Source organism: Brooklawnia sp. (assembly GCF_032229645.1).
GTDB lineage: Bacteria > Actinomycetota > Actinomycetes > Propionibacteriales > Propionibacteriaceae > Brooklawnia.
Map to the genome: position 1 here is coordinate 1 of NZ_JAVTWX010000001.1, position 21,455 is coordinate 21,455.

At 64.4% G+C, this 21,455-nt stretch carries 18 protein-coding genes; 7 read left to right on the top strand and 11 right to left on the bottom strand.

Going from position 1 to position 21,455, the window contains the following annotated elements; all coding sequences use genetic code 11:
* Window positions 1–411 precede the first annotated feature (411 nt).
* Both AAFP05_RS00005 and AAFP05_RS00010 read right to left on the bottom strand, forming a co-directional pair.
* Window positions 412–783, bottom strand: a complete 372-nt coding sequence (locus AAFP05_RS00005; protein ID WP_341727792.1) for a PTS glucitol/sorbitol transporter subunit IIA — start codon at window positions 781–783, stop codon at window positions 412–414.
* Between the two features lie 50 nt (window positions 784–833).
* Entirely contained in the window at window positions 834–1,538 is a 705-nt protein-coding gene (locus AAFP05_RS00010; RefSeq protein ID WP_341727793.1) for a triose-phosphate isomerase, read from the bottom strand.
* A gap of 133 nt (window positions 1,539–1,671) precedes the next feature.
* Here AAFP05_RS00010 and ispD point away from each other — a divergent pair, with 133 nt between their 5' ends.
* Window positions 1,672–2,418: a 2-C-methyl-D-erythritol 4-phosphate cytidylyltransferase gene (gene ispD, locus AAFP05_RS00015; RefSeq protein ID WP_341727794.1), complete on the top strand. Its 747-nt coding sequence runs from the start codon at window positions 1,672–1,674 to the stop codon at window positions 2,416–2,418.
* The gene (ispF, locus tag AAFP05_RS00020; protein ID WP_341727795.1) at window positions 2,415–2,885 is read left to right on the top strand and encodes a 2-C-methyl-D-erythritol 2,4-cyclodiphosphate synthase; all 471 of its coding nucleotides are present in this window, start codon (window positions 2,415–2,417) and stop codon (window positions 2,883–2,885) included. Before ispD ends, ispF begins: the two co-directional genes overlap by 4 nt.
* A gap of 23 nt (window positions 2,886–2,908) precedes the next feature.
* On the opposite strand, the gene AAFP05_RS00025 is transcribed toward ispF, so the two are convergent.
* Window positions 2,909–4,123 carry a neutral zinc metallopeptidase gene (locus AAFP05_RS00025; RefSeq protein ID WP_341727796.1) on the bottom strand — a complete coding sequence of 405 codons (1,215 nt, stop codon included), beginning with the start codon at window positions 4,121–4,123 and terminating at the stop codon, window positions 2,909–2,911.
* A gap of 188 nt (window positions 4,124–4,311) precedes the next feature.
* Here AAFP05_RS00025 and AAFP05_RS00030 point away from each other — a divergent pair, with 188 nt between their 5' ends.
* Window positions 4,312–6,048 (top strand): DUF2207 domain-containing protein, encoded by a 1,737-nt coding sequence (locus AAFP05_RS00030; RefSeq protein WP_341727797.1) that lies wholly within the window; start codon window positions 4,312–4,314, stop codon window positions 6,046–6,048.
* 75 nt (window positions 6,049–6,123) lie between these two features.
* Here AAFP05_RS00030 and AAFP05_RS00035 read toward each other — a convergent pair whose 3' ends face one another.
* From AAFP05_RS00035 to AAFP05_RS00045, 3 genes are all read right to left on the bottom strand, one after another.
* The gene (locus AAFP05_RS00035) at window positions 6,124–7,386 is read right to left on the bottom strand and encodes a trypsin-like peptidase domain-containing protein (protein WP_341727798.1); all 1,263 of its coding nucleotides are present in this window, start codon (window positions 7,384–7,386) and stop codon (window positions 6,124–6,126) included.
* Window positions 7,387–7,531: 145 nt separating this feature from the next.
* Window positions 7,532–10,933 carry a hypothetical protein gene (locus tag AAFP05_RS00040; RefSeq protein ID WP_341727799.1) on the bottom strand — a complete coding sequence of 1,134 codons (3,402 nt, stop codon included), beginning with the start codon at window positions 10,931–10,933 and terminating at the stop codon, window positions 7,532–7,534.
* Window positions 10,934–11,060: 127 nt separating this feature from the next.
* Window positions 11,061–11,714 (bottom strand): TIGR03085 family metal-binding protein, encoded by a 654-nt coding sequence (locus AAFP05_RS00045; protein WP_341727800.1) that lies wholly within the window; start codon window positions 11,712–11,714, stop codon window positions 11,061–11,063.
* Window positions 11,715–11,868: 154 nt separating this feature from the next.
* On the opposite strand from AAFP05_RS00045, the gene AAFP05_RS00050 reads away from it, so the two are divergent.
* Window positions 11,869–12,252 carry a DUF6394 family protein gene (locus AAFP05_RS00050; protein ID WP_341727801.1) on the top strand — a complete coding sequence of 128 codons (384 nt, stop codon included), beginning with the start codon at window positions 11,869–11,871 and terminating at the stop codon, window positions 12,250–12,252.
* Window positions 12,253–12,264: 12 nt separating this feature from the next.
* Window positions 12,265–14,073 carry an NAD-binding protein gene (locus AAFP05_RS00055; protein WP_341727802.1) on the top strand — a complete coding sequence of 603 codons (1,809 nt, stop codon included), beginning with the start codon at window positions 12,265–12,267 and terminating at the stop codon, window positions 14,071–14,073.
* 44 nt (window positions 14,074–14,117) lie between these two features.
* On the opposite strand, the gene AAFP05_RS00060 is transcribed toward AAFP05_RS00055, so the two are convergent.
* Window positions 14,118–15,587 (bottom strand): sodium:alanine symporter family protein, encoded by a 1,470-nt coding sequence (locus AAFP05_RS00060; protein ID WP_341727803.1) that lies wholly within the window; start codon window positions 15,585–15,587, stop codon window positions 14,118–14,120.
* 94 nt (window positions 15,588–15,681) lie between these two features.
* Window positions 15,682–16,461, bottom strand: a complete 780-nt coding sequence (locus tag AAFP05_RS00065) for an aldolase/citrate lyase family protein (RefSeq protein ID WP_341727804.1) — start codon at window positions 16,459–16,461, stop codon at window positions 15,682–15,684.
* 228 nt (window positions 16,462–16,689) lie between these two features.
* Here AAFP05_RS00065 and AAFP05_RS00070 point away from each other — a divergent pair, with 228 nt between their 5' ends.
* Together AAFP05_RS00070 and AAFP05_RS00075 are read left to right on the top strand one after the other, a co-directional pair.
* A complete protein-coding gene (locus AAFP05_RS00070; RefSeq protein ID WP_341727805.1) occupies window positions 16,690–18,081 on the top strand; it encodes an MFS transporter in 1,392 nt (463 codons plus the stop codon).
* 61 nt (window positions 18,082–18,142) lie between these two features.
* The gene (locus AAFP05_RS00075) at window positions 18,143–18,877 is read left to right on the top strand and encodes a sulfite exporter TauE/SafE family protein (protein WP_341727806.1); all 735 of its coding nucleotides are present in this window, start codon (window positions 18,143–18,145) and stop codon (window positions 18,875–18,877) included.
* A gap of 25 nt (window positions 18,878–18,902) precedes the next feature.
* Here the strand turns inward: AAFP05_RS00075 and AAFP05_RS00080 are convergent, their stop codons facing one another.
* The 3 genes from AAFP05_RS00080 to AAFP05_RS00090 form a co-directional block, all read right to left on the bottom strand.
* Window positions 18,903–19,328, bottom strand: coding sequence for a hypothetical protein (locus AAFP05_RS00080; RefSeq protein ID WP_341727807.1), 426 nt, complete (start codon window positions 19,326–19,328; stop codon window positions 18,903–18,905).
* A gap of 74 nt (window positions 19,329–19,402) precedes the next feature.
* Window positions 19,403–19,813 carry a hypothetical protein gene (locus AAFP05_RS00085; RefSeq protein WP_341727808.1) on the bottom strand — a complete coding sequence of 137 codons (411 nt, stop codon included), beginning with the start codon at window positions 19,811–19,813 and terminating at the stop codon, window positions 19,403–19,405.
* Between the two features lie 30 nt (window positions 19,814–19,843).
* A complete protein-coding gene (locus tag AAFP05_RS00090; RefSeq protein WP_341727809.1) occupies window positions 19,844–21,370 on the bottom strand; it encodes an alpha-amylase family glycosyl hydrolase in 1,527 nt (508 codons plus the stop codon).
* Window positions 21,371–21,455: the final 85 nt, after the last annotated feature.

Consider the following 21,455-nt stretch of genomic DNA (forward strand, 5'->3'; position numbering starts at 1 on the left):
GCTTGAGGGTGTCCGCGCTACCGAGATAGGCCTTCGGATTCACAATCAGGAACGGAGCTCGGATGCTCTCGTTGGTCATGGCCTCTCCTCTGAGGTATGCACAAATATGCTGAATAGTGGAATAATGTGCCGATACTTGAAGTGTGTCAGTTTGGCCCAGTTAATGCAAGAAGATTCGAAGAAGTGAGAAAAGTTGCAAATAGGAAGGGTTGCGGACTCTCCCAGCCAGGGCCAGACGGCCTGAAAACAACTGAGCGCGCAGTCGATGGCTGTGGTCGTCGGACGTACAACTAGCTCGTCCGCGCAGGGCCGAATCGAATATAATGTGTCCGGCTACCGGGCGGCGCGGACGATAAGATGCAGTCGCCCGTCACGGCGTCGTGACGGGCGATACTTCGGCAGGTGATGTGATCAGACCTCGAGGAAGCTGATCTCGCTGCCCGCTCGGGGTACCTCGGGGGCCGGGCCGGAGGCCTTGACCGCGCCCGGGAGCAGCGCCTGGTCCGGCTGATCGATGTAGATGACGGTGTGGCCCAACTCGGTCAGGTTGTCGCTGGCGCGGGCGCCCACCTCGTCCAGGACGTAGGTATTGCCGGCGAAGACGAACTGGTCTCCGGCTCGAAGCGGACGCACCAGATCGCTGGCATTCTCATGCACGATGGCGACATCGGCGAGCGCCTCGGGAACCGGCTCGCCGAACAGGACGAGCACCCCGGAACCGATGATCTCGACCGCGTCGATACCTACTCGGGTGGTGGTTGACTTCCAGAGCGTTGTGGACATGGGGATCTCCCGTTCGTGACGTCAGCTATGGACCAGGACGGACACCGGCCTCAGGCCTTCTTCTTGTGCTCGGCGATGGCGGTGAACATCTCGGTCAGCACACCGCGCCAGTCAGGATTCTGCACGATCCCGCTGGTGCCGCCGGATGAGTCCGCTCCCTGGGCGAGAGCATTCGCCACATCCGCCCCGCAGGTCACTCCGGCGGCTTGGATGACGAGGATGTCGGGGTTGATGTCTTTGACTACGCGGGTGGTGCGGGCGATGTAGTCGCCGGCGTCCATTTTTCCGGTGCCGATGTTGGCGGTGGGTTCGCAGATCATCATGTCGGGGCCCATGGTGGCGATGGCTTGGCATTGGGCGTCGGAATCTGCGCAGACGATGGTGGCCAATCCGACTTCGCGGGCGCGTTGCATGGTGGTGTCGAGGACGCCGAGGCTGAGTTGGTGTTCGGCGTGGTTGAGGACGACGGCTTTGGCTCCGGCTTCGACGAGGGAGTCGGGCAGGATGTGTCCCATGCCGCGGCCTTTGACGATGGGGTCCATGTGTTGGGCGGTGATGGTGAGGTGCTCGGTGTGGCGGCTGATCATGCGGAGGTCGACGTGTTGGGCGGTGAAGATGACGTCGATGTCGAAGTTGGCGGCGAGTTCGTCGGTGAGGGTGGCGAGCTTGAGGGTGTCCGCGCTACCGAGATAGGCCTTCGGATTCACAATCAGGAACGGGGGTTCAACGACTCGGGCGGTGGTCTGCTCGCTCATGGCATCCTTCCGTGGACGACCGAACACATTCGTTGTGACCCGTTGATTCTCCCACCACCCGATCGACGGCAGCAACCCGCGTCAAGACGCCCCTCGACTCGTTTGCCGAGGCGGCTGTGTCAAACTTCTGTCTATGGCATCCCCGGTGGTAGCAGTGGTGGTCGGGGCCGGGCTAGGACTGCGTTACGGCGGCAATACGCCGAAACCGGCCCTCAAGGTCACCGGACGCACCCTCATAGTCATGGCGATCGAGGCAATGGCGGCCGGCGGCTGCACGAACGCCGTGGTCGTCGTCAACGATCAGGTGGCGAAACAGTTGGGCCCCGAACTGGCTGCGCTGCCGATACCGGTCAAGCAGGTATCCGGAGGAGCCTCACGCCAGGAATCGGTCTACAACGGGCTCAAGGCCGTGCGTGACGACGCGCAACTTGCGGACGCGGCGGTGGTGCTGGTGCACGATGCGGTGCGCCCGATGGTGCCGGCGAAGGTCGTCTCCGCGGTGATCCAGGCCGTCCAGGGTGGTGCCGAAGCCGTTGCCCCGGCGATTCCGGTGGCTGACTCGATGCGGCTGATCGACGCCGATGGCGGCTCAGCGGTGATCGACCGTTCGGCGCTGCGGGCCGTCCAGACCCCCCAGGGTTTCCCGCTGCGCCTGATCCTGGAGGCGCACGAGAAGATGGCCGCGTCCGGAGCGCAGTTCACCGACGACGTTTCCTGCGCCGAACAGGCCGGTCACACGGTCACCCTGGTCGAAGGCTCCAGACTGTCGATGAAGGTCACCGAACCCGGCGATCTGACCGTTGCCCAGGCGCTCTGGGAAGTGCGCGACGTCTTCGGCCACCACTCCGGCCGCCGGCTGCGTCGGCATTTCGGCGCATGATCCGCACCGGGATCGGTACCGACGTCCACCAGTTCGCACCCGGCGTCCCGATGTGGGTGGCCGGCCTGCATTTCCCGGACGAACGGGTCGGTCTTGCCGGGCATTCGGACGGCGATGTGGTCTGCCATGCGATCTGCGACGCGCTGTTCTCGGCCGCCAGGCTAGGGGATATGGGCTCGAACTATGGCACCAGCGATCCTGCATGGGCCGGTGCCTCCGGGCTGGCGTTTCTCGCCGAGACCCGCAAGCGCATCCAGGCCGCAGGCTTGCAGGTCGGCAACGTCTCGGTGCAGCTGATCGGTAATCGTCCCAGGATGGCGGCCCGCCGCGCCGAGGCCGAGGATCTGCTCAGCGCCACGCTCGGCGCCGATGTCGGCCTGAGCGCGACGACCACCGATGGCCTGGGCTTCACCGGACGCGGCGAAGGGCTGGCGGCCATTGCCTCCGCGCTACTGCTGCGGGCCTGAGGACCTCCGATAGCGCAGCCCGGTCAGCGAACCTGATCGTCTCCGACCTCGAAGGTGTTGCAGGAGCCCATCAGCGTCGTCCGGTAGCCCTCCATGAACCAGTTCTGGCGGGTCTGCCCGCGCCCGTGATTGCCGTCGTAGTTCGGATCGCCCGACAGCACATCGTCGCCGATCGAGTAGAAGAGGTCCGAGAGTTCTTGGCCACCGTTCTGATCGATCCCGACCGATTGACCGACCGACTCGATGAACTGGCCGGCCCAGCAGTCGGCCTGCACCTCGAGGCGTCGCGAGAGACTGTTGGCGGTGGCATCATCGGAGCGCTGCTCCCAGGCCGCCTCCGAAATCAAGATGCCGGTGCGGCCCTGGATCGCGTGCGCGAACTCGTGGGCGATCACCGACTCCACGACGTAGTTCACGCCTTGCAGATCGGGCGGGACGATGGAGGGCAGGTCGGCTGCGTAGTAGACCTGCTGATCGGCGGAGCAATAGGCGGCGTTCTGCATCGGCATCGTCCCGCACTTCGTGTTGACCGTCGACGTGTAGATCGTCACGCTCGGGCGCACCGGGATGTATCCGGCGTCTTCGAGCGCCGGGCCGAAGACTCGCATCAGGCATCCGGTCAGCTCGTTCAGGTGCGTTTGGAGTTCGCTCCTGGAGGCTTGTGCGAGATTGATCGGGGTGGCCTCGCAGCGCACCGGGACGGCGACGTTCACGTCATAGATCGGATTCTCGGTGAGCCATTGGGTGGCCTCGGTGTAGGTCTCCGGAATCGGGATCTCCGGTGGATTCTGGTCGACCTGGGGAACCTGATAGTTCTCGTTCTCGTACTCGCCCGGGGGGTTGACGACCGGATCGTCCGTGTTGCTGAACAGGCTGAAAGCACCCATCGCCACAATGAACCCGCCGATGACGAAGAGCACCAGCTTGAGGATGTTAGAGCCGCCCCGGCGCTTGGGAGGTTGTGCTCCCGGCACGCCCAGGTTAGAGCCGTAGCCGGTGATCGGACGCTGCTGCTGCGGCGCCTGCCAGCCGGCATTGTTCGGTGACCAGGCGGGCCGCTGGGCGCCTGGTGGTGCCCACGGCTGCTGGCCCTGCGGCGGGGCCCAGCCGGGTGGCTGCTGACCCCACTGACCAGCAGGGGTCCACTGCTGAGGTGGCGTGTTCGGTGCGCCCCACTGGCTGGAAGCGCCGTAGCCGGCGTTGGGCCGGTTGCCCTGGTTCTGCCCCCATTGACTCACGCGTTCAACCCTAGGCCATTTCAGGAGCAGTCAAGGCCCCAACGATTCTGGCCGGTCGGCGGGCGGGGTTCCCGGTTCTGACGGTCAGAACGATGACGCTGGGCCCGCTGTGCGATAGCTTGGACGAGATATGCCCCGTCAGAAGCGTGGTCAATCGCCCAACTGACTTGTCCAGAAAGGGATGCCAGGTGAGCACTCGTCCGGGATCGAGCAGAACGAAGAGGTCACGGCTGGCCGCCGTGATCGCAGGGATCACACTCGTCTTCGCAACATTGGGCCTGGCCGCGCCCGCCCGGGCAGACGATCTGGCCACCAGCTATGTCGTCTCCGGAGAGGTGGCCGCCGACGGATCGCTGTCGATCACCGAGACGATCACCTTCGATGGGTCCGGACCCAGCAATCTCGAACAGCGACTCGCGACCACGCGTCCGCAGTTGAACTACACCCAGCTCGAATACGCGATCAACGATGTGACGGTCACCGCGGGCGGCAAGGACCTGGCACCGTCGATCGGCACCGACGGCGACTACCTGGTCATCGCAGTGGACGCATCCAAGGCGGGCAGCGACCCGATCGTGATCAGCTATACCGTCGTGGGCGCCGCCGTGGCACTACCGCAGGTGCCTCAGCAGGCCGACCTCACCGAGATCTCATGGCGAGTTCTACAGGGTCTGAGCGTGGGCGTCACCGATGTCAGCGGCGAGATTGCTCTGCCCGCCAACACCCACACCTACGACATTGACTGCGAAGCAGGTCCGCCGGCAGCCCTCTCGACCTGCAACACCTATGCGTCCGGCACCTTCGACGCCCTCAATCCACAGTTCACCGATGGCCCGCGCGGCGTCGGAGAGGTCGTCGAGTTGACCTTCTCGGTGCCTGCCGCGGCTGTCTCGGCCAACCAGATGCTGAGCGAGCATTGGACGCTGGATCGCGCCTTCACCATCAACGGTCTGCCGTTGCTGGTTGCCGCTGCCGCGCTGGTGCTCGGGGCCGCCGGGCTCTTCCTGCTGCACCGCTCGAAGGGCACCGACGCCAATGGTGGGCACCCGACCCTTGTTGGTCGTTTCGATCCCGTTGCCGCCGGCGCAGAGCGCTTTGAGCTGGTCGAGAACGTGCGTCCCGGCGAGATCGGCACCCTGGTCGATGAACGCGTCGATCCGGTCGACATCACGGCGACCATCATCGATCTCGCTCAACGCGGCCATCTGACCATCATCCAGCTGCCGCATGCCAACACCAATACCAACATCGACTGGACGTTCGAGCGTCACGAGAGCACCGACGAGTTGCAACGCTACGAGGAGATCGTCCTCGATGCCATCGCGCCGGCAGACGGCGAGGCGGTCACGGTCTCCTCGATCAGCACTGCTGTCAGCCAGACCGTACAAGACGTGCAGGACGCGATCTATGACGAGGTCGTCGCCGAGGGATGGTTCGCCGCTCGTCCGGACGCGGTGCGCAACACCTGGGGACGCGTCGGCTGGATCACGGTAGGAGTCTGTCTCGTCGCGCTGGTACTGCTCGCCGCGTTCAGCAGCTTCGGCATGCTCGGCCTGGTGCTCGTCGGTCTCGCGGTCGGGTTGTTGTGGGTGAGTCAGCAGATGCCGCGCCGCACGTCCAAGGGGGCGTCGATTCTCGGCGGCCTGCAGGTCTTGGCGATGACCCTGGCTACGCAGCCGACCGACCGGATGCCCAAGGAGAACGCCTACGAGGAGATCTCCCGGGTGCTGCCATATGCCGTGGTGCTCGGTGGCTTGGACCGTTGGCTGGCGGCGCTGGCCGATGCGGACGATGACCCCGGCGTCCCCGATCCGGACGACCTGAGCTGGTACCACGCACCCGACAACTGGCAGCTCTCGGATCTGCCGTTCTCGATCGAGTCGTTCATCACCAGTCTGCAAGGCACTCTTTACACCAGGCACTGAGAGGACCCGCCAGAGAATTACCGCTGCGTGTCGTTTCCTGGATCGGGCGCCTGATCGCGTTGTCGACCCGCGCCATCAGTTGGTCGGGCTGGTGCCCAGGGTGACCATCGAGTCGCGAGGCTGACCCTGGTCATCCTGCCAGGTGATGTCGACGATGTCTCCGGGATCGAACGATTCGACTGTCTTGAGGAATCCGCTGGCCGAGGTGATGGCCTGGCCGCCGAAACTGGTGATCGTCGAGCCTGCGGAGAGACCCACCTCGGCGGCCGGTGACCCGGGATCAACAGCGGTCAGCACGGCCACATTCCGCGTCCCGAAGCTGACACCCAGCCAGCCGGCCGGGCCCACCCGGGTCTGTTCGCTCTGGCGTCCGGCGGTGATGTCATCGGTGATCGCAGTGGCCGCCGCGATCGGGATGGAGTAGGTGACCATCTGATCGGAGATCGCGTCCTGACCGGCGCTGGTTACCCCGACCACCTCGGTGGCATCGTTGAAGGTCGGCCCGCCCGAATACCCGGGGATGGCGCCCGCAGTCGACTGGATCATGCCAGAGGCGTCCTCGAAGCCGTAGCCACCGAAGGCCGATTCGAGGGTGACCACAGCGTTGAGATCGGTGACGCTGCCGCCGGTCGCCAGCAGCGCACCGCCGCCATCCCCGTTACCGACCGCAACCACCCGATCGCCGATGCCTGCCGGACCCGGGGCGATCTGTGCCGTGGTCAGGCCATCGGCACCCTCTAGCTGCAGCAGCGCGACATCAGCCCAGACATTGCGTCCGAGCAGATCCGCCTGATAGCTGCGTCCATCGTCGGCAACCATCGCCATCACGTTGGTGGTGCCGGAGACCACGTGGTAGTTGGTCAGCACCAGACCCGATTCGCTGATGACGATTCCGGTGCCGGCGGCGAACCCGCCGTCAAGTTCTCCGGTGATCAGCACGATTCCCGAACTCATCTTGGCGGTGACCGCCGTCGAATAGGTCGGGATCGGTTGGTTATCGCTTCGCGGGATCTGTGGACGACCGGCCGTGGGCAGCGAACGCATCGGCGTCCCGTTGGGCACGAACAGCAAGACGAACACAGCCACGGCGACCAGCAGCACCGTGGCCACCGCCCAGATGCCCGTGCGCCGGCTCTTGCGCGGCTGTTGAGACGTCACACCGGCCGGCTGCCATTGGACCGGGCCATTCCAGGTGGACGGCGAATCCGGGCTCCACGGTTGTGCGCCCGGGGGAGCCCAGGGCTGCCCGCTGGGCGGACCCCAGACCGTTCCTGCCGCATAGCCGGGCTGGGGCGTCGCAGAGGAGTCCGGTCGTCCACCGGGATATGGCTGCGACATTGTCACCCCTTCTCTGCGTCTGCGCCAACTTCAGCGCTGCTAGCCCACACCGGCCCCCCCACGCGGGGCCGCCGAGCCCGCCCACGGCAGTGGCCGGTCATCCCCAACCACGACCGGCCACCGCGTGCATTCGGATCGGAGCGGATCAGCCGAGATTCACCTGGCGACCGATGGTGCCGACCAACGATTCGCGGTAGGCCGGCTCGCCCAGCTCCGTGAGGTCGGCCTCCGCCTCGGCGATCCGGGCCTGCAGGTCGAGACGGAGGCCGACCTGCTCGTTCTCCGGTGCAGCGGAGAACTTGCGGAGCCTGTCGAGGCCGAGCCGCTGATGGGCCACGTCCGCAGCCTGCTTGGCATCCAGTCGTGCCGCGTACCAATCGCTGGCGAGCACCGATTCACGGGTGAATTGCTCGCGGAACTCGGGGCTGTCCAGCGTCCAGCCTTCGGCGGTCGTGCCGGTGGCCATGATCTCCAGCAGACCCCGCAGCGGCGGTACCGCCAATTCGACACCACCATCGTCGAAGTACGCCTGGGCGACCCGCTGGTGAGTTGTGACGATGACATCCATCGACTCGGCGAAGGTCGCCAGATCCTGGTCTTCGGGACGAAGCATCTCTTCGGTGAAGACCACATCCGGGTGCAAGAAGATGCGTCCGAAATAGGTGGTCGCGAAGCGCTCGTTCATGCGATAACCGAGCCGCGATGCCAGCACCGGGTGCCCCTCGAACTCGAAATCCTCGAGCCGCTCAAGGTAGCCGTCGGCGATCAGACTGGACGCACGGCGCTCGTCCGGCCACATCCGGCTGAACAGCTCCGGCACCAGCATCGAGATATCGTGGTCGACCTTGATCTTCGGACCGATATAGCCGGCAGAGCTCAGCCAGCCGTCATCGTCGGTCAACGCATAGGCCAGGAAGCTGTTGTTCAGGTCGATGATCGGAGGCAACGCATTGAACGGGCCCTTGGTGAGCGCACCCTCGGATCCTGCACCTGTGGTCGAGGGAGATTTGCCGGTCATGGAGGAGATGAACTCCATGAACAGCTCGGGCAACTCCATATAGTGCAGCGGGTTGTAGACGCTCAGCGGCGGCACACCCGGCTCCTTCGGGTTGTTGCGCCGGCCGGCGGCCACCAAGTCGACCGAAAGCGGGGCGAAGGCCGAGGTCGGCAGCTTGCGCACCAGTTTCGACGCCAGATCGGCGGCCGCGGTCGCCTTCGGGTTCGAGACGTCGGGACGAGTCTGCAGGTAACGCGGATTCTTGGAGCGCTTGCCGTTCACGATGCGTGACTGATCTGAGGCGATCCAGAATCTGGGCGATTCGTCCTGCGGCATCTTGGCGATCCCGCGGATCAGGTCCTGCATTGGCTTGGTGTACTCGCTGAAGGCCTGAGCATTGGTCATCAGCTCGCGGGCGTCGTCGTGGGTCAGCGGCTCGAAATTCGAGATGAAGGTGCCCTCCCTCGCGAAGTCACGCTCAGCCTGCTTGTCGTAACCACGGTGTACCGCATCGTCGGGACGCTGGAAGAGCAACTGCTCGCAGTTCATGACGAACTTGCGGGACAGCCCTTCCTGGTTACCGAACCCGGCCGGTGCCTTCTCGAAGGGCGAGCAGACGGTGGACGCGGTGATATCGTCCTCGGTCTGCACCTTGACGGCAGGGCTGAAGTCGGGACGCAGGCTGAACAGTCGCCACGATCCATCGGGCTGGAAGCCGACGCGCAGCTGGTTGACGATGACCTTCTCGCCATCCAGGCGCACCATATTGCCCTCGCGGCCGTTCATGATGCCGACGCTGAAGTGGCTACGCCAATCGCTGCCCCATTCGGGCTTGAAGTAGCGCTTGACGGTGAACAGCAGTTCCTTGATGTGCGCCGGAAGCGACCGCAGGAAGTCGTTGTACTCCGCGGTGTATTCGCTGCGCGGGGTGAGCAACTTGATGACCGAGCCGAGCGAACGCTCGTCCGAGAGGATCTCGCGATGATCCTTGCCGTTGCGCTCGGGGTCGAGGAAACGATCGGAGAAGTCCGCGTCCAAGAGCTTCTGGACCTCTTCGATGTCATGGTCGAACTCAGCGGTGTAGGCATTGCCGAAGACGAACGCGTCGGCCAGAGACTTGCTGATCTCGGACTTGCCGCCGCCCGACACGGTTGCCGGCTTATGGCAATCGGTCGAGATCGGGGAGATGCCGATCAGGTGCCACTGCGTCTCGTCCATCTCACGGTGCTTGGCGTACACCCGGTAGCCATTGGGGGTGATGTAGATCTTGCCGGTGAGCAGCTTGATCGTCTGCTGGCCACCGGACGCATCACGCCAGCTGATGGTCTGGTTGCGCATCGAGTAGTCGGCTCCGCCGGGCACCAACACGATGTGCGGCTGCGTCAGATCGATCGCGTGGCCCTCGGGCTGCAGCTCGAAACGTTGCGGATCACGGGCCAGCACATCGGCGAGCGCAAAGTCGTCCGGGGTGTAGTCGTCGTGGAATTCCGGGCCCAGGTTGTAGGCCGGGTAGACGCGCGCGCCGCCCGAATGCTCCTCCTCGGCGCAACCCAGCAGGTTGGCGGCGTACGAGAGCTGGGTCTTGACCTCTTTCTTGCAGTAGCCGAAGTAGTTGTCGGCGATCACGGTGACCATCACGCCGCGCTCGTCGCGGGCGCAGGCCTTGAACGCCTGACCTCCGTTGTAGCGCTCGTCCTCGTCCTTCCAACACTGGCCGTCGCGACGCTCGCGCTCGCTGGCGTCGTCCCAATGCGGCATGCCGAGGCTCTTCTTGGTGACCTTGGTCAGGTGCGGGGCCAAGATGATGCAGCCGGTATGGCCCGACCAGGTGGCCGGATCCAGGGCCGCATCGTTTTGCGGCAGCTGCGGATCGCCGGCGTTGCCGAAGATGCCCTCGACGAAGTCGAGATTGCAGACCAGGCCGCCAGGGACGATGAAGCGGGTCTCCATGGTCTTCGCGCCACCGCGTCCGGGCACCGCCGGGACGACGAGCGGACGCATCAACAAGGAGACGAAACAGGCCGCTGCGGTGGCCTGCTCGGAGGTATAAGGCAGGATCATGTCCTCGTGCGGAGGTTGCATCGCGAGGGTCAGAAGGTTGGCGAAGACATCCTTGCGGACGGCGATCTTGTCGTCCGGGATGGGCAGGCCGCCTTGCGCGATGTGGAAGACACCGGCGGTGGTGCGGCGGTCGTTGGCGGGGTTGTGCAGCACACCGTTGCTCAACCGGTAGCTCGACAGCAGCGGCGAGTGGAACTCGTCGCCGTCTGCAGGCAGGCTGAGACCGCGGGCCAGGCCGGCCTGGTCGAGAATCAGGGTCTGCTTGGGCAACTGCGGCTTGACGTCGACATCAGCGAGGTAGTCATCCAGGAAATCCTGGATCCGCTGATCGACCGGGCAAAGACGGTCGGCCAGCCTGCGGGAGAGTTCCCTCTGGCGGGCCAGCAACGGTTCGACGAGTTCGATTCCCCCATCTTCAGCTTCTGCGCGGGGCAGCTCCAGCAGAGCCAGCCGCAGGTTGATGGCGGCATTCAGATTATCGGCAGACATATAGCCATCCTCCCAGATTGACTCCATAGTGGGAATGCCCGGGCAACATCCAGCCAATACGTGCCGATTGTTGCCGGCCGGTTGCCAACGCCGCACCCGCAAGCCGGGCGGTGAACCGCCCAGCCGTTCAAACCGACAGCGAAATCGACCGTATCCGGGCAAGCGCTTCGGCGGTCCCGCTCAGCTGAACCTGGGCAGCGGCTTCCCGGCCGAACAACCAGAGCAAGAGCTCGCCGGGTTCGCCGGTGACGGTCACCGGGGTACGTCCGGTGGCCACCACCGCCTGCTCGTCGGTGGCCTTGCCGTCGCGGACGCGCTGCAAGATGATCCCCATCTTCGCCTTGTGGAGGCGTAGGCGGGCGGCCCCGATGGCGGCATCCCATAAGGTCTCGTCGGTCTGAGGTGGCAGCACGCGCGGTCCGACCGGGTATGGCCCGCCGCGCCGCAGGTCTTCGTGGTGGACGAAGAACTCGGCGGTGTTTGCCTTCGTGTCCACCACCGATATCCGGAACGGGCTCAGTCCGGTCGGCCCCTTGGCCACCAGGCCGACCAGCTCGTCGAAGCTCATCTGGGTCATCAGCTTGTCCATGTGTTTCTCGGTGGTTCCCAAGAAGGGAAGGAACATCCCGATCGCGCCGAGGGGATCGGACTCTCGCATCCGAAGGTGCGCCGCCAGGTGATGGGCCGTCCAGCCCTCGCACAAGGTTGGGGCGTCGGGGCCCACGGTCGTCATCAACTCACATAGTTCCCGGCGCTCCGACCGGGCCAGCGATTCAGCCATGTGTCCAGGATCGACCACCGATCAAGCCTTCGCTGACAGTACGCGTCTTTGGAGCGGAGCAGTCACTCTTTCGAGCGGAGGATTCGTGCAGCAGACAAGGCACACTTCGGGGCCTACGCTTGAGCTGTCCTCGTTGACCTACGTTGGAGGCCGCATGAACCTGGAGAAAGTCATTTTCGGCTTCTTCATCACGCTCGCTGCAACACTGAATTTCGGCTTCTTCGTCGGCGATATCGGTAACCCGGTGGTGCACAATGGCGTCGAACTGGCCGCAGCGTTCGTGGCGAGTCTGGTGGCCACGGTCCTGAAGTTCGGAGATCGCACTCAGCTCGGCGCGATTCATCTCGCTACCAGCTTGGTCGCCGACTTGCAGCTGATGGCCGCTGCCACCGTATGGATTTGGGCTGCGCACATCTCGGCAAGCGGTATGTCATCCGCGCACATGTCGGTGGTCGTCTCGCTCTCGGCAGGAGCCTTGCTGGCCAACCTCGTCTCGGTGGTGCTGATGGTCAGCGAGATCATCCAGGTGCGACGCTGAACGCGAGTTGAGATGCAAAGCCCTGGATCGGCTCAGTGGCAAGCCGAGCTGAGCGACGTCTTCTACCTCATCTTGCGCCAGATGAGGTTTCCGCTGCTGCTGGTGCTGGGCGTCTACACCTTCTGCACGACGGGCCTGGCCCTGATACCAGGCACCGACCCGGTGACCGGCGACCCAAGCGCGCCGCTGAGCGTCTTCGATGCGTTCTACGTGGTCAGCTATACCGCGACGACCATCGGCTTCGGCGAGGTACCGCACCCCTACAACGTGATGCAGCGAATGTGGATGACGGCGACGATCTACATCTCGGTCGCGGCGTGGTCGTATTCGCTGGTCAACGTGCTGGCGCTGCTGCAGGACAAGGGATTCCAGAACGCGGTGCGGATCGCGCGGTTCACCAGAAACATCCACCAGATCCGGGAGCCGTTCTATATCGTCTGCGGAATCGGCGAGACCGGACGCATGGTCTGCCATGGGCTCGACCATCTCGGGCTGCGTTTCGTGGCCATCGAGCTGGACCCCATTCGCCTGCAAGAGTTGCGCATGGACGAGTTCGCTGTCGATCCGCCAACCGTTCAAGCGGACGCGAAAGATCCGCTGCTGCTGAAGCAGGCCGGTCTGATCAACCCGAACTGCAAAGGGGTCGTCGCGCTCACCGACGACGATCCGACGAACCAGGCAATCGCGGTCAACGTGCGGCTGCTGGCCCCCAGAGTTCCGGTGCTGGCGCGTATTCGCGACATCGAGACCGAAACCCACATCGGTGTCTTCGGTGGCGATCTGGTGATCAATCCTTTCGAACAGTTCGCGGAGTCTCTCGCCTCGGCGGTCACTTCTCCGCAGCGCTACCGGCTGCGCAGCCTGATCACCGGCCTGCCGGGTCGGCCCATCGTCGCGATCGAGCCACCGCCGAGGGGACATTGGATCATGTGTGGCTACGGACGCTTCGGTCACAGGATGGTCGAGGAGTTGCGTGCGGTAGGGATGAGCCTGTCAGTGATCGATGAGCGCCACTTCGGCGAGCCCGGCGTCGACATCAAGGGCAGCGGCACCCGATCCGAAGATCTCAAGGCGGCGGGCATCGGCCACGCGGTGGGTCTGGTGGCGGGCAATGCGTCCGATCCGAAGAACCTGTCCATCGCGGTGACGGCGCGGGCACTCAAGCACGATCTCTATGTGGTCGTGCGCCAGAACCAGCTGACGAACACTCCACTGATCGAAGCGTTCGACGAGAACCTGCTGATGGTACCGAGCCAGATCGTGGCCCGTGAGTTCTTGGCCCGTATCACCACTCCGCTGCTCAACCGCTTCTTGCGGCTGATTCCGCAGCACAACGAGGCCGAGTGCGCGCAACTCTACGCACAGCTCTCCCAGCTCGATCCCGGACGCCACCCCGAGCTGTGGGACCTGGCGATCTCCGAGCAACGGGCACCCGCGCTGGCCGAGATGGTGAGCGCCGGGGGCCGTTTCACCGTCGGCCACTTGCGAGCCGATCCCCTCGACCGTGGCTGGCGGCTGCCCATGAAGGTGCTGCTGGTGCGGCGGGCCAACAAGAATATCCAGCTGCCGAGCGACGACTTCGTCTTGAAGGCCGGCGATCGCGTCCTGCTGGCCGGGGCACCGCAGGCAAAGCGGCGCCTGGATCTGACCCTGCGAGATACTGCCATCTTGAACTATGTGGTCAGCGGGCGGCGTCCGGACGGCGGCTCGCTGTGGCGCTGGCTGACCCGCAAGCACCCGCCGGAGATCGTCCCGCTGCCCGACGCGGACGCGCTCGAATCCGCCAACCTGCGGTCAGAGGACGAGTCCCCCGGCAAGTGAGCGCCAGGCAAGTGAGCGCAATGAGCCCAGCCGTCCGCGAGTTCCTAGCGATGGACGGCGGTCTGCTTGACGCGATTCCAGTGTGCATCGATCGCGCCGGGGCGTCCGGCCATGAACTCATCCACCTCGGCCTTGCCGGCCCGCAGGCTCGGATCATGATCGAGGTAGTAGTTCGTCTCGCGCGCGATCAGGCCGCTGCAGATCAGCAGGCCAATCAGGTTCGGCAATGCCATCAGGCCGTTCGCGATATCGCTGAAGGTCCATACCAGCCCGAGTTCGACGGTGCAGCCGACGAAGACGGCCAGTGAGAAGACCACCCGGTATGCCATCACCCAGCTGTGCCCGAAGAGCTTCTCGATGTTACGTTCGCCGTAGTAGCACCAGCCGAGGATGGTGGAGTAGGCGAATAGCACCAATGAGATCGTGACGATGTAGTGACCCCAGCTAACGCCCAGGCCGACATCGAAGGCCTTCGATGTCATGGTCGCCGCAGCGCTGCGTCCCTCCTGCCAGGTGCCGGTGACGATCAGCACCAATCCGGTCATGGTGACCACGATGATGGTGTCGATGAAGGTCTGGGTCATCGACACCAGGCCTTGCCGGGTCGGGTGGGTGGTCTTGGCCGCTGCCGCGGCGATCGCCGCCGAACCCATGCCCGATTCGTTGGAGAAGATACCGCGGGCCGTGCCCATCTGTAGGGCGATGATGAACACGCTGCCGGTGAAACCACCGACCGCAGCCTGCCCGGTGAACGCCGTGCGGAAGACCTCGGCGAAAGCGGAGGGAATCGCGGTCACGTTCAAGCACAGCAGCACGATGGCGGCGGTCACGTAGACGACGATCATCACAGGCACCAGACCGGCGGTCACCTTGCCGATGGACTGGATGCCGCCGATCAACACGGCCATCGTGATGAGCACCAACACCACGCCGGTCACCCACAGTGGGACGCCGAAGGAGTTCTCGACGTTGTTCGCGATCGAGTTCGCCTGGGTGCCGTTGCCGATGCCGAAGGCCGCGATCGCTGCGGCCACCGAGAAGAAGGTCGCCAAGAAGGTGCCGAAGCGCCCACTGATCGCGTCCTTGAGGTAGTACTGCGGGCCGCCGGTGATATCGCCGTGCTTGTCGCGATGCCGGAAGCGTACGGCCATGAATGCCTCGGAGTATTTGCTGGCCATGCCGAGCAGACCGGTCACCCACATCCAGAAGAGCGCGCCGGGCCCGCCGATCGAGATGGCTGTGGCGACACCGACGATATTGCCGGTGCCCACAGTCGCGGCGAGCGCGGTGGTGAGCGCCTGGTATTGCGAGATATCGCCGTGCTTCTGGTCCTCGGTGCCATCGTCCGATCGTTTGATCAGCGCCAGCCACAGGGCGGATCCGAGCTTGCGGAACTGAATGCCGCGCAACCTGATGGTCAACCACAATCCGGTTCCGAGTAGCAGCGGAATCAGGAGGAAGGGCCCCCAGATGAAGCTGTCGATGGTGTCGAGAATCTCGGTCAGCCGTTCCATGTATGAACTCCGATTGCAACGAGTGGGCATGAACTGGAGGTCAGTTTGCCTCAAAGTTGTTACAAGTGAGAAACAGATTGCATTGTGGAGCCGGCTATCTGGGCTCGCGGATTTGTGCAACGGTCCGCTTCACGGCGTCGATGAGCATCAGCGCGTCCATGGAGTAGGCGATCGAGTCGTATCCCTGCTCGATGCGTCGCCTTGCGTCCGCCGGCGTTGTGGCGTAGATGAACGACGCCTTGCCGGCCTCCCGGCAGATCCGCTGCACCCGGTCGAGCGCCTCGATGTGCTCGGGGTTGTCGAAATCGCCCGGACGCCCGAGCGCCGCCGACAGATCGAACGGCCCGACGAAGACACCATCGATGCCCTCCAGCCTGGCAATCGCCTCGATGTCGTTCAGGCAGCCGAGGGTTTCGCACTGCGGGATCAGCATCGTCTGCTCGTTGCAGACCCGCATGAAGTTGCCGAGTCCGGCCGTTGCATAGTCGTCGGTCCAATAGTGGGCCCCCGGTGTGGGGGCGATCCCGCGCTCGCCGATGGGGAAGTACTTGCCCCATCTGACGATCTCGCGGGCCTCCTCCAGGCTGCGCACATTGGGAATGATGATGCCCAGCGCGCCGGCATCCAGCATCTTCAAGATGGACGCCCGGGATGAATCCTTGACGCGGGCGAACGGTACGCAGCCGGCCGACTTGGCGGCCCGGATCAGGTCGAGCGAGGTCTCGACATCGAACGGGCCGTGCTCGGTGTCGATGATGATGAAGTCGACGCCGCCATAGGCCACGCACTCGACAGCCGTCTGGTTGCCGAGCTGAAAAAATGTGCCCAGCGGATGATCGCCCACCTCGATCATTGCCTCAACGTCATTGCGCATGCTGTCTGCCCCCTGAAACGCTCACCCGGCTGCGGTGCCTCGGCTACTGAATCCAGACTATCGGGACCACCGGTGGGCGGGTGGCCATCCGCTACTATCTGTGCAGGATATAGGAGTGCCCCGGCCGCCGGGACGACTCGGTTGGACGACTCGGGTAGTCTGCTACTGCTGACCACGCCGGACGCACAGTAATTCTCTGGAGGGTCCTAAAACACCGACAGGAGACCCATGCGCACCTTCCAACGGGTGCTGGTGAACACTCTGCTGGCCAATATCACCACCCAGATGGTGTGGTTCGGATTCACCTTCTGGGCTTATCTGCAGACGCGCTCGGTGCTGGTGACATCGATCCTCGGCGGCTCCTATATGCTCCTGCTCGCCGTTTTCAGCGTGCCTTTCGGGACGCTGATCGACCGCGTCCGCAAGAAGACCGCGATGATGCTGGCCACCGTCTCTACGGGCTCCGCCTTCGCCATCGCCATCATCCTCTTCTTCCTGGTTCCGGCCGAGGTGCTGCTCGACCTGCATCGTCCGTTCTTCTGGATCTTCCTGACGATCCTGCTGGCCGGTGCCCTGGTCGAATCGATCCGTGGCCTGGCGCTGGCCACCTGTGTGACCATGCTGGTGCCGGCGGACGAGCGCCCCAAGGCGAATGGCCTGGTCGGAATGGTGCAGGGCATCGGTTTCGCGTTCAACTCGGTGGTCTCCGGATTGGCGGTGGGCTTCTTGGGCATGGGAGTGCTACTGGTGATGGGCACCATACTCACCGCCGTGGCCGCCGTGCATCTGCGGCTGATCGAGATCAGCGAGCCCACCGTCCAGCATGCCGAGGGCGTACCGGCGAAGGTCGATTTCGTCGAGGCATTCCGGATGACCGTGGCCATTCCGGGGCTACCGGCGCTGGTCATCTTCTCGACCTTCAACAATCTGCTCGGCGGGGTCTATATGGCCCTGCTGGATCCCTATGGGCTTGAACTGATGCCGGTGCAGGCCTGGGGAATTCTCTTCGGTGTCTGCAGCATCGGCTTCATCCTCGGCGGCATGATCATCTCGCGGTCCGGCCTGGGTGCCAATCCGGTGCGCACGCTGCTGCTCGCCAATATCGCGATGTGGGTGGTGGGCGCCATCATGCCGATCCGCGAGTCGGTCGTGCTGCTGGCGGTTGGTGTGTTCATCTACATGGGCGTGATCACCTTCGCGGAGGCCTCGGAGCAGACGGTGCTGCAGAAGATCGTCCCGTTCGCCCAGCAGGGTCGCGTCTTCGGGTTCGCGATGGCCATCGAGTTGGCGGCGGCCCCGATCAGCACGCTGATGGTCGGGCCGGTCGCCGAGTTCTGGCTGATTCCGTATATGAATTCAGATGCAGGACGCGACCGGTTGGGCTGGCTGCTGGGATCGGGCACGACCCGCGGGATAGCCCTGGCCTTCGTGCTGGCGAGCCTGATCGGGATCGTCGTCACCGTGCTCGCGCTGGCGTCGAGGCCCTATCGGGTGCTCTCGGGGACCTACCGCGATTCGGCCGTCAACGAGATGCTGGCGTCCGAGAGCCCGGCCGATCGGACGCAGACCGAGCCGCCCAGCGATAGCGACGATCGTCCGGGAGTGGAGCCTCAGGAGTAGTCTCCTGCGGAGGAGACCGCCCGGCACGGGCATCGCGAATCTCCCGGAGGTGGTTGGTTTCATGGAGTGGCTGCCGCTGATCGTGGCTGCGCTGATCATAGGCATCGCCAAGACCAGCTTCGGTGGCCTCGGCTCGGTAGCCGTGGCCTTGATGGCGCTCGTGATGCCGACCAAGGAGTCGACCGCCGCCGCGCTGCTGCTGCTGATCACCGGCGATATCGTCGCGGTCCTGCGCTACCGCAGCAATGCCGACTGGCGATTGCTGCGCAGTCTGCTGCCCTCGGTGGTACCTGGGCTGCTGCTGGGTGCCCTCTTCATCAGGGTGGTGGACGACCTGGTGCTGCGGCGTTCGATCGGCGTCATCTTGTTGATCTCGGTTCTCCTCCAACTCGGGGTTTCCGCTCGCCGCAAGCCGCCGGTGGTCGGCGATGATTCGCGGCCGCCCCGCGCACTGACGGTTGGCGCCGGAATCGCCGCCGGATTCACCACCATGGCGGCGAACGCTGCCGGGCCGGTGATGGCCTTGTATCTGCAGGTTTCAAAGGTCGACAAGATGCGCTTCCTCGGCACCTCGGCCTGGTTCTACTTCATCGTGAATGTCTCGAAGACGCCGCTGACCGCCGCGCTGGGACTGTTCACCCATCGAGTGCTGATCACGGCGGCGCTGATGATCCCGGTGGTGCTGGTGGGCACCCTGATCGGGGTTGCGGTGATCGGACGAGTGAAGCAGCGCGCGTTCGACATTCTCACGCTGCTTACCTCGGTGGTGGCCGCAGGCGCCCTGATCCTCGTCTAGCATCCTCGTTTAGCCAACCGAGGATTCAGGCGCGGTCGGCGTCGAGCGAGCCGAGCAGCTCTGCGATGTATTCCTGCTGGTCACCGCACTGATGCAGGTTGTTCCCGTAGACCTGGCCGGCCTGGTCGCTGGCCTGCACCGTGTACTCCACGGCGTCCATGCAGATGTCCTGCTGGTTGGCGCTCAGTGCGCGATGCAGAGCCCGGTAGAAGGCGTCCCGGTCGAGTAGCTCGTATTCGAAGGTGTTGGACAGCGGCAAACCGTCATCTCCGGGATGGGTTTCGGTGAGCTCGACGCTGCTGCCCGTGATCAGCCAGATTGTGTGGACGCCAGGGGTCCAGGGGTTGAACGCGGTGATCGTCGCTTCGGTGTAGTCGGGCATCGAGGTGCATCCGGTCAGGCTCAATGCGAGCCCGGCGGCGATGGCTATGGCAAGGGGCTTGAGCTTCACGGTTCCTCCTGGGCGACGCGATCAGGGGTATCGGTTCACTGTGTCAAGATCGGGGGTCAGCTCAGAGCCAGGGGTCAGCGCTCCTCGCCGAGCGCCCAGAACATGTCGTCCACATACTTCTGCTGCACTCCGCAGTCTTCGAGCTTCGATACGTAGGGTTTCCCGTCGGGATCGTGGGTTTCGATGGTCATCTCGTTGGCGTCCGTGCAACCATCCCATTTGGGCGGATGCAGTTCTTCGTGCACGGAGTTGACGAATGCCGCACGGTCCGGGACCTCGGTGCCGGTCTCTTCGGCGTCCTCGTCGTCGATCTGATCGGAGCGTTGGATCTCGGTGCCGACGACCACCCAGGTGATCGTCTCCGATTCCTGGTAGTCCTCGTAGACGATGGTCACGGGATCATAGTCGGGTATCGAACAGCCGGTCAGCCCGGATGTCAACGCCGCCGCGGTTGTCGCGACGATCAGCCAAGACTTCAGTCTCACCGTAGCTCCTGCCCGATGCCGGTGCGGTGGTTACCGGACGCGCTTGTAGGGAGTGTATCCGTTCGATCTGTCCAGGTCCGCAGTGAGCACCATCACTTGATGAGGCTGAAGCGTGACTGCGAGGGTTGCGCGGTGGGTGCGTAGTCGCTCACCACTGAGGTGATCGGTCAGCCCGGACATGTCCATCAGCCAAGAGTCGGGGATGAGCACCGTCTCGTCGACCCGCTCGGACGAAGGGTTGGCGATCACGAAGACCGCGTCCTCGATCCGGTCGGTGAAGCGCTCGAAGCCGATGAGTCGCTCGGTTTCCAGCCAGCGCAGGTCGCCGATCCGCAGCGCCCGGTGACCTCGGCGGATCGCGCTCAGCTGGTGATGGAAACGCAGCACCTGGTTGGATTGATTGACCAGATCCCAGCGCATCGGTGCGCGATTGGCCGGATCGGCCCCGCCGGTCTGGCCGAGTTCGGTGCCGTAGTAGAGGTTCACGCTGCCCGGCAAGGTGAACTGCAAGACGGTGGCGAGCCGGCGGGCGGCTTCGTCCGGGATCGTGTCGGTCACCCGGGGCACGTCGTGGTTGTCGAGGTAGTTCCAGCTCTTGAGCAGGTGCTCGTAGTCGGCGTCTGCGAAGAATCGCGTCAGCATCCGCTGTGCGTGCGCCGCGGAGATCTGCTGATTGGCGAGTAGCAGGACGATCTCGCGCAGCGTGAAGTTCAGCACGCCGTCGAGCGCCGGGAACCAACCGGCGGGGTAATTGCAGACCTCGCCGAGGGTGAGAGACCCCGGCTTCTCGTCGTGGGCGGCAGCGGTCAGCTGGCCCAGGTAGTCGGGACCCAGCTCGAAGGCGACATCGAGGCGCCAGCCGTCGATGCCGTCGCGCAACCAGTTGCGCACCACGGAGTCGCGGCCCGCCCAGATGTGGTCGCGGACCGCCGGGTTCTCGATGACCAGTTCGGGCAGATTCACCGCATTCGCCCAGGCTCGGGCCCCGCCCGGACGGTCCGGATTCAGGTCGAACCAGCCGCGATGCGGGTCGTCAGGGTCGGATACCGCGGCCTGGAAGGCGGGGCTGTTGCGGCCCATGTGATTGAAGACACCATCGAGCACGAGCCGCATCCCGCGCTCGTGCAGGTCGTCGGCAAGCTGCTTGACGTCGTCGCGAGTGCCGTATTCGGGACGCACCTGCTGGTAGTCGAGTGCGTCATAGCCGTGATTGGTCCATGCCAGGTGGATCGGGCAGAGGTAGAGCACGTCGGCGCCCAGTCCGTTGATATAGCGGAGCCGGCCGCGCAGACTCGCGAGGTCGCCGCCCCAGAAGTCGATCTCATGTGACCACACCTCGTAGTCGTCGAAATAGCGTCCCTGGCTTGGGGTTTCGGACCAGATGTGGAGTCGCTTCGGGGCCGGGTAGAGATGAATCTTGGACGCGAGATTCGCGCTCGGCGCGAAGCGGTCGACGATCACCTGATAGATCAGCGCTCCGTTGCGCCAATCGGACTCTCGTGCCTGATAGATCTCGGGCTCGGCGTCTGGGCGAGGCATCAGGTGCTTGTCGGGCATGGACACATCGTATGTGCCCGTCGTGCGCGCGCAACTCGTTGCCCATCGGCTGCCAATATGCGCAGTGGCTAGCGAAGTGTGCGTG